This window comes from Streptomyces sp. NPDC048523, from assembly GCF_043199815.1.
In the GTDB taxonomy this organism is placed as follows: Bacteria; Actinomycetota; Actinomycetes; order Streptomycetales; family Streptomycetaceae; genus Streptomyces.
This window is the reverse complement of the sequence record NZ_JBICWQ010000002.1, coordinates 969,569-982,002: the sequence shown is the minus strand read 5'-3', so window position 1 is coordinate 982,002 and position 12,434 is coordinate 969,569. Positions and strand designations below refer to the sequence as shown.

At 71.6% G+C, this 12,434-nt stretch carries 11 protein-coding genes; 6 read left to right on the top strand and 5 right to left on the bottom strand.

Going from position 1 to position 12,434, the window contains the following annotated elements; genetic code table 11:
- Positions 1 to 196: 196 nt before the first annotated feature.
- On the bottom strand, positions 197 to 739 hold the full coding sequence (locus ACGFWE_RS13400; RefSeq protein WP_393599911.1) for a CGNR zinc finger domain-containing protein: 543 nt from the start codon (positions 737 to 739) through the stop codon (positions 197 to 199).
- Positions 740 to 862: 123 nt separating this feature from the next.
- On the opposite strand from ACGFWE_RS13400, the gene ACGFWE_RS13395 reads away from it, so the two are divergent.
- From ACGFWE_RS13395 to ACGFWE_RS13375, 5 genes are all read left to right on the top strand, one after another.
- A complete protein-coding gene (locus tag ACGFWE_RS13395) occupies positions 863 to 1,306 on the top strand; it encodes a VOC family protein (RefSeq protein ID WP_352384000.1) in 444 nt (147 codons plus the stop codon).
- Between the two features lie 20 nt (positions 1,307 to 1,326).
- Positions 1,327 to 2,208, top strand: coding sequence for a pyridoxamine 5'-phosphate oxidase family protein (locus tag ACGFWE_RS13390; RefSeq protein ID WP_352384379.1), 882 nt, complete (start codon positions 1,327 to 1,329; stop codon positions 2,206 to 2,208).
- A 9-nt stretch (positions 2,209 to 2,217) separates the two neighbouring features.
- On the top strand, positions 2,218 to 2,664 hold the full coding sequence (locus ACGFWE_RS13385) for an NUDIX hydrolase (RefSeq protein WP_393599909.1): 447 nt from the start codon (positions 2,218 to 2,220) through the stop codon (positions 2,662 to 2,664).
- 231 nt (positions 2,665 to 2,895) lie between these two features.
- Positions 2,896 to 4,662, top strand: coding sequence for a TIGR03767 family metallophosphoesterase (locus ACGFWE_RS13380; protein ID WP_393599907.1), 1,767 nt, complete (start codon positions 2,896 to 2,898; stop codon positions 4,660 to 4,662).
- Positions 4,663 to 4,761: 99 nt separating this feature from the next.
- Entirely contained in the window at positions 4,762 to 5,910 is a 1,149-nt protein-coding gene (locus tag ACGFWE_RS13375; RefSeq protein ID WP_393599905.1) for a serine hydrolase domain-containing protein, read from the top strand.
- An 88-nt stretch (positions 5,911 to 5,998) separates the two neighbouring features.
- On the opposite strand, the gene ACGFWE_RS13370 is transcribed toward ACGFWE_RS13375, so the two are convergent.
- Both ACGFWE_RS13370 and pepN read right to left on the bottom strand, forming a co-directional pair.
- Entirely contained in the window at positions 5,999 to 7,057 is a 1,059-nt protein-coding gene (locus ACGFWE_RS13370; RefSeq protein WP_393599904.1) for a hypothetical protein, read from the bottom strand.
- Between the two features lie 206 nt (positions 7,058 to 7,263).
- A complete protein-coding gene (gene pepN / locus ACGFWE_RS13365; protein WP_393599902.1) occupies positions 7,264 to 9,861 on the bottom strand; it encodes an aminopeptidase N in 2,598 nt (865 codons plus the stop codon).
- Between the two features lie 138 nt (positions 9,862 to 9,999).
- On the opposite strand from pepN, the gene ACGFWE_RS13360 reads away from it, so the two are divergent.
- Positions 10,000 to 10,662 (top strand): DsbA family protein, encoded by a 663-nt coding sequence (locus tag ACGFWE_RS13360; protein ID WP_352383989.1) that lies wholly within the window; start codon positions 10,000 to 10,002, stop codon positions 10,660 to 10,662.
- Here the strand turns inward: ACGFWE_RS13360 and ACGFWE_RS13355 are convergent, their stop codons facing one another.
- Both ACGFWE_RS13355 and ACGFWE_RS13350 read right to left on the bottom strand, forming a co-directional pair.
- Entirely contained in the window at positions 10,663 to 10,869 is a 207-nt protein-coding gene (locus tag ACGFWE_RS13355) for a hypothetical protein (RefSeq protein WP_352383987.1), read from the bottom strand. It lies immediately after the preceding gene.
- A 137-nt stretch (positions 10,870 to 11,006) separates the two neighbouring features.
- On the bottom strand, positions 11,007 to 12,434 hold the full coding sequence (locus tag ACGFWE_RS13350; protein WP_393599899.1) for an FGGY family carbohydrate kinase: 1,428 nt from the start codon (positions 12,432 to 12,434) through the stop codon (positions 11,007 to 11,009).

Below are 12,434 nucleotides of genomic sequence, written 5' to 3'. Positions count from 1 at the left end.
CGATCGGTCCTGGCCACGGCGATCCGGTTGAAGACCCCGGATGACCGCACAGCTTTACGCATGGGAAGGATGTTTAGGGAGAGTTGACCGAATCGATATGGCTGCATGGGGAAAACCCGCGATGCCCTTTGGGGACATCGGTGAAGAGGCGTGAGAAAGCGGGCAATTCACCCCATGGGCCCTTGGGGATGCCTTTTCAGGCGTCCTTCGTGCGCGCGTAATGCCGGGACGCCTTCGCCCGGTTGCCGCAGGTCGCCATCGAGCACCAGCGCCGGGTGCCGTTCCTCGACGTGTCGAGGAAGTGGAGCACGCACGACTCGTGGGCGCATGACCGGATCCGGTCCGGCGCGGTGCTCAGCAACTCCAGGTAGTCGCGGGCGGCGAGCCAGCCGGGCCCCCAGGCGGGGTCGCTCAACTCCGGGTGCTCGACCGGGCCTTGGGAGGTGAGCGCGACCCGGACCCGCCCGTGCTCCAGCACGGCGTCGACCAGCGGTGCCCCCTCCTCCAGCGACCCGTCCACCGCCGTGCGCAGCGCCTCCCGGGCCTGCCGGACGTGTCGCAGCATCGCGTCGTCGGGGGTGTGGCCGCCACTCAGTCCGGTCGAGTCGAGCCACACCGCGAGCCCGTCGACGTCGGTGAGGAGGTCCTGGAGGGTCCCCTCGCTCATCCACCGCGTGTTGAGCAGATCGAGTGCGAGCGGCTCGCCGGTGAGCGGGCGGGGATCGCGGGGGGCGGGCATGCGGGGGCTCCCTTCCGTGCTAACCACTCAAGCGTACGTGACTGGTTGCACCTCTCGCCTCTAACCCCTAAAGTCGATGACAAGGGTTACCCATCCGGGTTGCCCACGCTGAAGGGGACAGCCGTGACCTTGCGCACCGGCCACATCGGCCTGAACGTCACCGACCTCGACCGCTCGCTCGCCTTCTACCGGGACGTCCTCGGCTTCACGCCCCTCGCCGAGGGCAAGGAGGAGGGCCGTCGGTACGCCTTCCTCGGCGACGGCGACACTCTCGTCCTGACCCTCTGGCAGCAGGCGGAGCAGCCGTACGGCCCCGACCGCGCGGGCCTGCACCACCTCGCCCTGGAGGCGGACTCGATCGACCGCGTCAGGGAGTACGAGGAGGCGCTGCGGGCGTACGGGGCGGACTTCGCCCACGAGGGTGTGGTCGCCCACCGCGAGGGCGCCGGGTCGGGCGGCATCTTCTTCCACGACCCCGACGGCACCCGCCTGGAGATCTTTGTGCCGAGCGGCGCCGAGGACGCGCCCGCACCCTCCGGTACGGCCCCGACCTGCGGATTCTTCTAGCCATGGGGGCCATGGGAGCCATGGGGATCTATCACGCGGGCTCGCGGGCCGTGCAGGACCGGGTGGGAGTGCGCGAGCAGGCGGATCACGTGGGCCGCTCGGTCGGCCGGGGCATCCGGGAGGTCGCCGCGGCCTTCCTGGAGCTCCAGCCGCTGCTGGTCGCCGGTGCCGCGGACCCCTCGACGGGCCGGGTCTGGGCGTCCCCGCTCACGGGGGAACCGGGCTTCGTCAGGGCGACGGGCCCGGACCGCGTCTCGGTCGCGGGCGGATGGCTTCCGGCCGACCCCCTCGCGACGGCGTTCACCACCCCCGGCACCCCTGTCGGCACGATCGCCCTCGACCCCCGCACCCGCCGCCGGATGCGCCTCAACGGCCGACTCGGGCCCACGGCACGGGGGTTCGCGATCGAGGCCGACCAGGTGTTCTCCAACTGCCCGAAGTACCTGCAGAAGAGGCAGACGTACGAGGTCGTGGCGGACCGGCACCGGGGTGCCGCGCGGCACGGCGGTGAACTGACCTCCGCGCAGGCGGAGTTCGTGTCGGCGGCCGACACCTTCTTCCTGGCCTCCGTGCACGAGGGCGGCGCCGATGTCAGCCACCGGGGCGGCAACCCCGGCTTCGTGCGCGTCGATTCACCGGGCGAGCTCAGCTGGCGCGACTACCCGGGCAACTCGATGTTCCTCACCCTGGGCAACCTCAGCGCGGACCCGCGGGCCGGCCTGCTGTTCCTCGACTGGACCACCGGCACGACCCTCCAGCTGACCGGCGAGGCGAACACCGAGTTCGGCGAGGACCGCAGGGTCCGCTTCACCGTACGGGAGACCGTCGAGACCCCGTCGGCGCTCCCCCTGCGCTGGTCCGCGCCCGCATACTCACCGGCCAATCCGGACCCGGCGGACTAACTTGCCCGTATGCGCGAGAAATTGAGGGTGGCGGCCTACGCCGTATGCGTCCGCGACGGACAGGTCCTTCTCGCCCGGTGGCTCAACGACGGCAACCCGGCGTGGACGCTGCCCGGCGGCGGCATGGAGCACGGCGAGGACCCCTACGACACCGTCCTGCGGGAGGTGGCGGAGGAGACGGGCTACCGCGTCGAGGTCACCGGAATGCTCGGGGTGCGGTCGGTGCGCTTCCCGTCCCGGCGCCGCTTCGGCCGCACCGTCGACCAGCACCATGTGGGGCTCATGTACGAAGCCCGGGTCGCCGGGGGTGAGCTGTGCTTCGAGGTCGGCGGCTCCACGGACATGGCCGCATGGCACGACCTGGACACGGTACCCGCGCTGGAACGAGTGCCCATGGTCGACTTCGGCCTGCGGCTGTGGCGGGAACGGCCGGTGTCCGGACGGCCCGGGAAATAGGGGTCGTACCCCGCAAGATGAACACGCAGTGACCACCCCCGGGCCGTTCGGCGAGCGCTCCCGAACGCGCGGGGTGGGCCAAGATCCACGTACGGTGATCGGCGTTGCGCGTTGCCGTCTCGTTCACGCGCAGGCCATTCCCGGTGCCAAGCATCCAGAGCGAGCGGGAAATTCGCAGCAGCGACTCCCGCGACCACTGCCGACGCAGTTCGCACTCGGGGAGATCGCGCCATGTCGCGCACACGCTCTGTCGCCGGCGCCACGCCGGTGGTCCACCGCCGTACCGTCCTCGCCGCCGCGGGCGCGGCCGCCGTCTCCGCGGGCGTCGGCCACGCCCTGCGGCCCACCGACAGCCAGGCCGCCACGACCACCGGTGCCGCCGGGGCGCCGGTGGCCCGGACCGTCCACCAGGCCGCCGCCCCGGTCCAGGCCCCCCTCGCCCCGTACACCCGCGGCACCACCGTCGCCTCCGTCGCCGCCCCGCGCACCGGCTCCGGCTACCGGCGCCTGGGCAACGGTCCCGGCTGGAGCCGCAAGGTGCGCTCCGACCTCGCCGCCGCGAAGGCCGGGCGGGCCGGCCGCCGTACCCCGCTGGCCGCGTTCGTGCAGCTCACCGACCTGCACCTGATGGACAGTCAGCACCCGATGCGCCTCGAATACCTGCGCTCGACCGACGCGCACGCCTGGCGGCCCCAGGAGGCGCTGACCGTGCCGGGCGCGATCTCGCTCGTCGAACGGATCAACGCGCTGCGGGGCGCCCCCGCCACCGGCGCCCCGCTCCAGTTCGCCATGACGACCGGCGACAACACCGACAACAACTCCCGCACCGAGCTCGACTGGTTCCTGACCGTCATGAGCGGCGGCCGGATCACCCCCAACTCCGGGGATCCGCGCCACTACGAGGGCGTCCAGAACAGCGGCCTCAAGCAGTACTGGCAGCCCGACTCGACCACCCGCGACGCCGACAAGCAGCTCGGCTTCCCGCACCTGCGGGGCTATCTCGCCGCGGCGATCCGGGAGGTGAACAGCCCGGGCCTCACCATCCCCTGGTACTCCACGGTCGGCAACCACGACAGCCTGCCGCTCGGCTGCTACGGCCACGGCGACTCCTGGCTCGCCGAGTACGCCGTCGGCGGCAAGAAGCTCATGTCGCTGCCCGCGTCCGAGGCGAAGAAACTCCAGGACCTGATCCGCAAGGCCTCCGACCCGCAGGGCCACGCCTTCCGCGACCTGCTCAAGGCGCACGCCCGCAGCATGCGCTCGGTCACCCCCGACGAGCGGCGCGCCCCCTACACCGCCCGCGACTACCTCAAGGCCCACCTCGACCCCGCGCACCGGGGCGTGGGCCCGGTCGGCCACGGCTACTCCACCGCCAACCTCGACGCGGGCACCCAGTACTACAGCTTCCGCATCGCCGACGACGTCGTGGGCATCAGCCTCGACACCACCGACCCGGGCGGCCACTACCAGGGGTCCATCGGCACCGGGCAACTGCGGTGGCTGGACCGGACGCTGCGGGAGAACAAGGACTCCTTCGCCGTCGTCTTCAGTCACCACACCAGCGACTCGATGGACAACACCCGCCCCGACCCGGCCCACCCCGGCGAGCGCCGGCACAACGGCCAGGAGGTCGTCGCCCTCCTCGCGAGCCACAGCAACGTCCTGGCCTGGGTCAACGGCCACATCCACCGCAATGTGATCACGCCGCACCGGGCCTCGGGCGGCCGTTCCTTCTGGGAGATCTCCACCGCCTCCCACATCGACTTCCCGCACCTCGCCCGAGTCGTCGAGCTGGCCGACAACAAGGACGGCACCATCTCGGTCTTCACCACCCTGGTCGAGTCCGCGGCCCCCCACCGCACCGACTTCGCCGACCTCTCCCAGACCGGCCTCGCGGCCCTCTACCGCGAACTGGCCTACAACGCTCCCGGTTCCAGCAACAAGCTCGGCGGCGGTGCGGGGGACCGGAACACGGAGCTGATCCTGAAGAAGGGCTGAAAACGGCTCAACCGGCCCTACGAGCCTCAACCTTCCCCTCCCGACCCGGGTCTCTCCCGCCGATCACGCTCGCCGAGCGTGTCCGGACAGGGGGAAGACATGACGGTACGTACGACCGTGGCGGTGGCGACGACGGCGGTGGCGCTCACGGCCGGTTTCGCCGCCCCGGCGATGGCGGCGCAGGCCACCGGAGCCACTGACGATCACCGCGCGACCCGGCAGGCCGTCCGCGCCGCAGTGAAGGACGGCGTGCCGGGGGTGACGCTCACCGCGAAGGACGGCCGGAGCACCTGGTCGACCACCGCCGGGGTCGGCAACCTCAGGACGCACGCGCCGCGTTCGGCCGACGACCGCTACCGCGTCGGCAGCATCACCAAGACCTTCGTCTCCACCGTGCTGCTCCAACTGGAGGCGGAGGGACGGCTGTCGCTCGACGACACCGTGGAGAAGTGGCTGCCCGGCGTGGTCCGGGGCAACGGCCACGACGGCAGCCGGATCACCGTCCGGCAGCTCCTCAACCACACCAGCGGGATCTTCGACTACACCGCCGACGAGACGTTCGCGCGCACGTACTTCCTCAAGGACGGCTTCCTCGAGCACCGGTACGACACGCAGAGCCCCGAGCAGCTCGTCGCGACCGCCATGGCCCACAAGCCGGACTTCGCACCCGGCACGTCCTGGAACTACTCGAACACCAACTACGTCCTGGCGGGCATGGTGATCCACAAGGTCACCGGCCGGACGTACGGCGAGGAGATCCGGCACCGTGTCATCGACCCGCTGCACCTGACCGCCACCTCGGTCCCCGGCACCCGGGTCACCGTGCCGCAGCCCAGCAGCCGGGCCTACGGCAAGCTGGCCGAGACGGCGACGGGACCGACGTACGACGTCACCGAGCTGAACCCCTCCCTCGCCTCCTCGGCGGGCGAGATGATCTCCGACTCGGCCGACCTGGACCGCTTCTACACGGCGCTGCTGAAGGGCCGGCTGCTCCCGCCCGAGCAGCTGAAGGAGATGAAGACCACGGTGGCCATCGAGGGCCTCCCGAGCGCCGGCTACGGCCTCGCCCTCATCGACCGCGAGCTCAGCTGCGGGGTCCACGTCTGGGGCCACGACGGCGGCATCCACGGCTCGACCTCCGTGGCCGTGACCACCGCCGACGGCAAGCACTCCCTCGCCTTCAACTTCAACGGCGACTGGTCGGGGGACACCGACGCGGTGATCGAGGCGGAGTTCTGCGGCGAGTAGCCGCCCGGGCCCGCGCACGAGGAGGGGCCCCGGCTCCCCTCGTGCCGTGGCCCCTCCTCTCCCCTCCTGGTCCCGCCCCGGTCCCTCACTACCGGGGCAGCACCACCACATAGGCGGCGGGATCCCGGTCGCCGGAGGCCATCAGGGCGGTACGGACCACCGTCGCCTGCTGGTCCATCGCGTCCCGGAGCTTGCGCGGGGTGATGTGGACGACCGTGATGCCGAGCCGCTCCAGGTGCTCGCGCTTGCGGGCGTACTCGGACCAGAGGGCGTCGTCGTCCTCCCGGTGACCCTGGCGAGGCGCCCGGGTGTCCAGCTCCACCGCGACCGCCTGCTCCGGCCAGTACGCGTCCAGGCCGCCCAGGTGGGGGCCGCCCGGGAGCCTCAGGTCGACGTTCCAGACCGGGTCGGGGAGGCCGTACTCCTGAACCATGCGGTACAGGCGGTCCTCCGCGATGGCACGGCCCTCGGCGAGCAGCGAGTCCACCGCGTCCACCACGTGCGGACGGCTCAGCAGCTTGGCGTTGTTCAACTCCCGCACGACCGCGGCCGGTTCGCAGTGGCCGCCGCGTACCGCCTCGGTGAGCAGCCGGCGCACCGCGCCCGCGTCCGTGAGCTCGGTGACCGCGTCGGCGAGGGCGCGCGGCACCGGGGCGACCGGGACGCCGGTGACCTGTTCGGCGGCGGGGAGCGCCGAGGTGCGGACGATGCGCGCGCCGCCCGCCGAGCGCAGCCGGCGCATCCTCGTGACCAGGACGTCGATCCGGTCCAGGGAAGGCAGCGGCGGGGTCGAGCTGAAGCCGTGCAGCGTCAGCGCCGCGAGGCCGGTGATCATCGCGTCCGCGTACACCGGGCGGTGCGGCTCCTCCGCGCCCGGCTGCGTCGGGACCCCGGCGCTCTGCTCCCGTGCCGCGTACATCAGCACCGCGTGCAGCCGCTCCTCGCTGGTCGGCGGGCCCGGGTGGAGCAGGAAGACACCCGGGAGGATCTGCTGCCAGGGGCCGCCGGGCCGGCACTGCTCGTCGGCCTCGGCGACCGAGACGCCGGTCTTGCGCAGCCGGGCGGCCGTCACGACACGGCGGTGCACCTCGGAGGGGTGACGCAGGGGGCGGGGGGAGAGCGGGGGGATCGGGGTGTTGTGGTTCATGCGACGGAGGTTCCCGCCTTCGGACCGCCCGATAACCGCTGTTACACGCCTGTCGACAAATGCGGACAAGACAGTACTAAAGGACGGGTGTTCGGATGCCGAGTAGGGACCGAAAACCCCTGGCCCATTCGGGTGGGACCAGGGGTTACGGCTCCTATTGACCGTATTTCGTAACGGCTACCGGGCGCCCAAGCTCAGGCCAAAGGTCACGCGTGGTTGACGGGGTTGACGGCCTGCGCGTCGCACGCCTGCCCCCGCAGCGCCCGCGCCAGATCGTCCCGTCCCTCCAGCACCAGCCTGCGCAGGGCCGGCGCCGCGTCCTCGTGCGCCGCCAGCCACGCGTCGGCCGCGTCCAGCGTCGCCCGCGAGTCCTGGAGGGAGGGGAACAGCCCGGAGACGACGTTCACCGCGATCTGGATCGAACGGTCCTGCCAGATCCGCTCGAGCACCGCGAAGTACTTCTCCGTGTAAGGCGCGAGCAGCTCCCGCTGGGCCGGCTGCCGCCAGCCCGCGATCGTCGCCTCGGCCAGCGCGTTGGACAGCGCGTCCGACTCCACGATCTGCGCCCAGCCCTGTGCCTTCACCGCCGCCGACGGACGCGCGGCCAGGCAGCGCACCTGATGGCGCTTGCCGGACGCGGTGTCGTCCCGGGCCAGTTCGGCCTCCAGCGCCTTCTCATCGGCGAAACCGTGCACGACGAGCGGCTCCAGGAACGCCCACCGCAGCTCCTGGTCGACCTTCAGACCCGGCACGGTCGTCGTGCCGTCAAGCAGCCCCTGCAACCTGTCGAAGCCGCTCGGGTCCTCGGCCGTGCGGGCGAAGAAGCGCGCCCACGCCAGCTGGCGCTCGCTGCCCGGCTCGGCCCGCTCCAGCAGCTCGCGCTCGGCACATGCGGCGAGCAGAGCCGCGCCGCGCGGGCGCCAGTCGGGGGCCGCGTAGTGCGTGACCGCACCGTCGGCCCAGGCGTGCAGCATCTGCAGCACCCCGATGTCCGACTCGCGCCCCGCGAACCGCGTCACCAGCTCCACGAAGTCCCGCGCCGGCAGCAGCGCGTCCCGGGTCATGTTCCACAGCGCCGACCAGCACAGGGCGCGGGCGAGCGGGTCGGTGAGATCACCGAGTCCCGCCTTCAGGGTCTCCAGGGAGCCCGCGTCGAAGCGGGTCTTGCAGTACGTCAGGTCGTCGTCGTTGACCAGCACGAGCTCCGGCGCCTCGGCACCGGCCAGCTCCGCCACGACCGTACGCGGGCCGTCGACGTCCACCTCGGCGCGCGCGTACCGCTCCAGCGCGCCCCCGCCGGAGCGCCGGTACAGGCCCACCGCGACCCGGTGCGGCCGCAGCTCCGGGTGGGACTCCGCCGCCTCCTGCACGACCGCCAGCTCGTCGACCCGGCCCTCGGCGTTCAACAGCACTTGCGGAGTCAGGGAGTTGACCCCGGCCGTCTGGAGCCAGGACCGCGCCCACGTGCCCATGTCCCGTCCGCTGGTCTCCTCCAGCACGGACAGCAGATCGCCGAGCCGCGTGTTGCCGTACGCGTGCCGCTTGAAGTAGCGCCGCGCGCCCTCCAGGAACGCGTCCTGGCCGACGTAGGCGACGAGCTGCTTCAGTACGGAGGCGCCCTTGGCGTAGGTGATGCCGTCGAAGTTGAGCTTGGCGTCCTGCAGGTCGCGGATGTCGGCGGTGATGGGGTGCGTGGAGGGCAGCTGGTCGGCGCGGTAGGCCCAGGCCTTGCGACGGTTGGCGAAGGTGATCCAGGCGTCCTTGAAGCGGGTCGCGCCGACGTTGGCAAAGGTGCCCATGAAGTCCGCGAAGGACTCCTTCAGCCACAGATCGTCCCACCACACCATGGTGACCAGGTCACCGAACCACATGTGGGCCATCTCGTGCAGGATGACGTTGGCCCGGCCCTCGTAGGACGCCTGGGTCACCTTGCCGCGGAAGATGAACTCCTCGCGGAAGGTCACGAGCCCCGGGTTCTCCATCGCACCGAGGTTGTACTCGGGCACGAACGCCTGGTCGTACTTCCCGAAGGGGTACGGGTAGTCGAAGTGCTCGTGGAAGAAGTCCAGGCCCTGCTTGGTGACGAGGAACACGTCGTCGGAGTCGAAGTGGGGGGCGAGCCCCTTGCGGCACAGGGCGCCGAGGGGGATCTCCAGCCGGGTGCCGTCCTCGAGGACGCGCTCGTAGGAGTCCGTCACGTAGTGGTACGGCCCCGCCACCACACACGTGATGTACGTCGAGATCGGCTTGGTCTCCGCGAACCGCCAGACGCCGTCGCTCTGCGAGCCGACCCCGTTGCTCCACACTGTCCATCCCTCGGGCGCCCGCACCTCGAAGCGGAAGGGCGCCTTGAGGTCCGGCTGCTCGAAGTTGGCGAAGACGCGGCGGGAGTCGGCCGGCTCGTACTGCGTGTAGAGGTAGACCTCGCCGTCCTCGGGGTCGACGAAGCGGTGCATGCCCTCGCCGGTGCGGGAGTAGGCGCACTGGGCGTCGACGACCAGTTCGTTGTCGGCGGCCAGGTCCTCCAGGGCGATCCGGGAACCGTCGAAGACCTCGCCGGGATCGAGGTCCCGGCCGTTGAGCGAGAGGGCCGTGACGCTCGGCGCGATCAGGTCCGCGAAGCTCGTGGCCCCCGGCTCGTTGCACCGGAAGCGGATCGTGGTCACCGACCGGAAGGTGCGCGGACCGTCCCCGGCCTGGTCACCGACCGCCGAGCGCAGGTCGAGGGACACCTCGTACCCGTCGACGGACAGCAGGGCGGCCCGCTCCCGGGCCTCGTCACGGGACAGATTCTCACCGGGCACGGGCGATGCTCCCTCGGATGGTGTTCAGCATGCGGACAGGCCCGATCCTGCCATGTGCCCCTGACATCGGTCAGCCGGGAATGGGGTGGGCGACGAGCGGTGTTGGGGGTTGGAGCGAACACTTTTCTGAGGAGACCCATGTCCGAGACCTCGAACGCCTCCGGCAAGACCCCCGTCGACTTCTGGTTCGACCCGCTGTGCCCCTGGGCCTGGATGACCTCCCGCTGGGTCCTGGAGGTGGAGAAGGTCCGGGACATCGAGGTGCGCTGGCACATCATGAGCCTGGCCGTGCTGAACGAGCCCAAGATCGACGAGCTGCCCGAGGAGTACCGCGAGCTGCTGGAGACCAAGGCCTGGCAGCCGATCCGGGTGGTCACCGCGGCCTGGCAGAAGCACGGCTCCGACGTCCTTGGCCCGCTGTACACCGCGCTCGGCACCCGTATCCACAACGAGGGCCAGGGCCCGACGCGCGAGGCCGTCGAGGGCGCCCTGGCGGAAGTCGGCCTGCCCGCCGACCTGATCGAGTACTTCGACCAGGAGGACTTCGAGTTCGACGCCGAGCTGCGCGCCTCCCACAAGGAGGGCATCGAGAAGGTCGGCCAGGAGGTCGGCACCCCGGTCATCGCGGTCCCCGGTGCGGACGGCGAGCAGATCGCCTTCTTCGGCCCGGTCGTCACCCCGGCCCCCAAGGGCGAGGACGCGGCGCGGCTGTGGGACGGCACGCTGGCGGTCGCCTCGGTACCGGGCTTCTACGAGCTCAAGCGCACGCGTACCAAGGGCCCGGACTTCAGCAACCTGTGATCACTTCTCCGGCTCGGGGAAGGTGCCGCCGTCCTTCACGTCACCGAGCCGCTGGTATCGCCGGCAGCTCCCGCGTGAGCAGCGGTAGTACGCGTGCAGGCCGGCCCACTTCGGCTTGTTGGCCCGGACGTATGCCCTCTCCTTCTCGTCCCTGAGCGGTTCGAACTCCTCGGACGAGCGGCAGTTCGGGCACGGCATCTTCGGCATGTGACCCTCCACTGGCCAGGGGCCGACCGCCTCGGCCCCGCGAGAGCAGGCCCTCGCGGGGCCAAGGCATCAGCCCGGAATCGGTCCCACCGCACCATCGGCGCCGGGCTCGCTGGGAGACTCGAGCGGTCGCCTTGTCAGCGCCTCGCTCGTCCCCGGGCCTCCTTCAGCCGGCCCAGGTGCTCCTCGTACCGCTTGGAGTAGTACGCGGAACGCCCCGGATCCGGCTCGACGATCGCCGTGGGTTCGGTCCAGGCGCCCGCGTCCAGAGAGACCCCGTAACGCTCTGCTGCCGCCAGCACCGCTCCACGCGCCCCCACTTCGCCCTCGACGACCCGCAACGGCCGCCCCAGCACATCCGCCAGCAACTGCATCCACGCGGGGCTTCGGGTCCCTCCGCCGCACACCGCGAGCGACCCCGTCAGCCCGGCCGCCTCCAGACAGTGCCGGGCCGCGTAGCCGATGCCCTCGCAGGTCGCCCGGATCAGGTCGGCCTTGGTCGTCTCCAGGGAGACACCGCTGAGTTCGGCCCGCAGATGGGGCTCGACGAAGGGGGCCCGCTCCCCGGAGGGAGCGAAGTACGGCAGCACCCGGACCCCGTGCGCCCCCGGCGCGGTCGCCGCCAGCAGGCCGTCCACCTCGGCGTGCGTGACGCCGGTCGTCGACAGCACCCAGTCCAGCGCCGCCGTCCCCACCATCGCCGGCATCGCCCGCAGCCGGTGCCCCGGCCGGTCGGTGGAGATGTACAGCCCGGCCGGCTCCCCGGTCAGGTCCAGCTCGGTCGTGGCGACCAGCGCGGCCAGACACGTGCCCACGATCAGCAGCCCGTCCCCCGGCGACACCACCCCCGCGCCCAGCGCACAGGCCGGCAGGTCGTACGGCCCGTTCGTCAGCCGTGTCCCGGCCGGCAGCCCCTCACCCCGCGCCTCGCCCGTGGCGATCGGATCCCCGACGGACGCGAGCAGCCGCCGCCGACGGGTGAGCCCCAGCAGCTCCACCACCCGGTTGTCGTACGCCCGGGTCCGCGGGTCGAGGAAGGGCATGGACGCGTCCGACACGTCCGTCGTCGCCCGCGCGGCCCCCGTGAGCCGCTGGAAGACCATGTCCTTGCAGTACACGGCGGCCGCGGCTGCGTCCAGGGACTTCGGGTCGTACCGGTCCAGCCAGGCCAGCAACGGCCCCGGCGAGCCCGGGAACATCGCGCCGCCGGTCCGCCGGAACACCGTCTCGAAGGTGCCGTCCGCGAGCCACTGGTCGAGCAGTTCGTGCGCCCGCCCGTCCATCCAGGAGAGCGCCGACCGCACCGGCCGCCCCTCCCCGTCGACCAGCCACACCCCGTCGCCCTGACCGGTCAGCCCGGCCAGCTCCACCGGCTCCGGCACCCGCCCGGTCAGCGTGCCGAGGACGTCGACGACGGCGTCGTAGACCTCGTCCATGTCCTGCTCGACGTACCCGCCGTGCAGGGAGAGCTCCACCGGGCGCGACTCGACGGCCAGTTGACGGCCCTCGGTGTCGAAGGCGGCGGCCTTGACGACGGACGTGCCCACATCGATACCGACGTACAT

Bases quoted from the DNA above. Each gene is read 5' to 3' on its own strand.
- ACGFWE_RS13400 (WP_393599911.1), bottom strand. From the start codon at position 739: ATGCCCGCCCCCCGCGATCCCCGCCCGCTCACCGGCGAGCCGCTCGCA.
- ACGFWE_RS13390 (WP_352384379.1), top strand. From the start codon at position 1,327: ATGGGGATCTATCACGCGGGCTCGCGGGCCGTGCAGGACCGGGTGGGA.
- ACGFWE_RS13385 (WP_393599909.1), top strand. From the start codon at position 2,218: ATGCGCGAGAAATTGAGGGTGGCGGCCTACGCCGTATGCGTCCGCGAC.
- ACGFWE_RS13380 (WP_393599907.1), top strand. From the start codon at position 2,896: ATGTCGCGCACACGCTCTGTCGCCGGCGCCACGCCGGTGGTCCACCGC.
- ACGFWE_RS13375 (WP_393599905.1), top strand. From the start codon at position 4,762: ATGACGGTACGTACGACCGTGGCGGTGGCGACGACGGCGGTGGCGCTC.
- ACGFWE_RS13370 (WP_393599904.1), bottom strand. From the start codon at position 7,057: ATGAACCACAACACCCCGATCCCCCCGCTCTCCCCCCGCCCCCTGCGT.
- ACGFWE_RS13360 (WP_352383989.1), top strand. From the start codon at position 10,000: ATGTCCGAGACCTCGAACGCCTCCGGCAAGACCCCCGTCGACTTCTGG.
- ACGFWE_RS13355 (WP_352383987.1), bottom strand. From the start codon at position 10,869: ATGCCGAAGATGCCGTGCCCGAACTGCCGCTCGTCCGAGGAGTTCGAA.
- ACGFWE_RS13350 (WP_393599899.1), bottom strand. From the start codon at position 12,434: ATGTACGTCGGTATCGATGTGGGCACGTCCGTCGTCAAGGCCGCCGCC.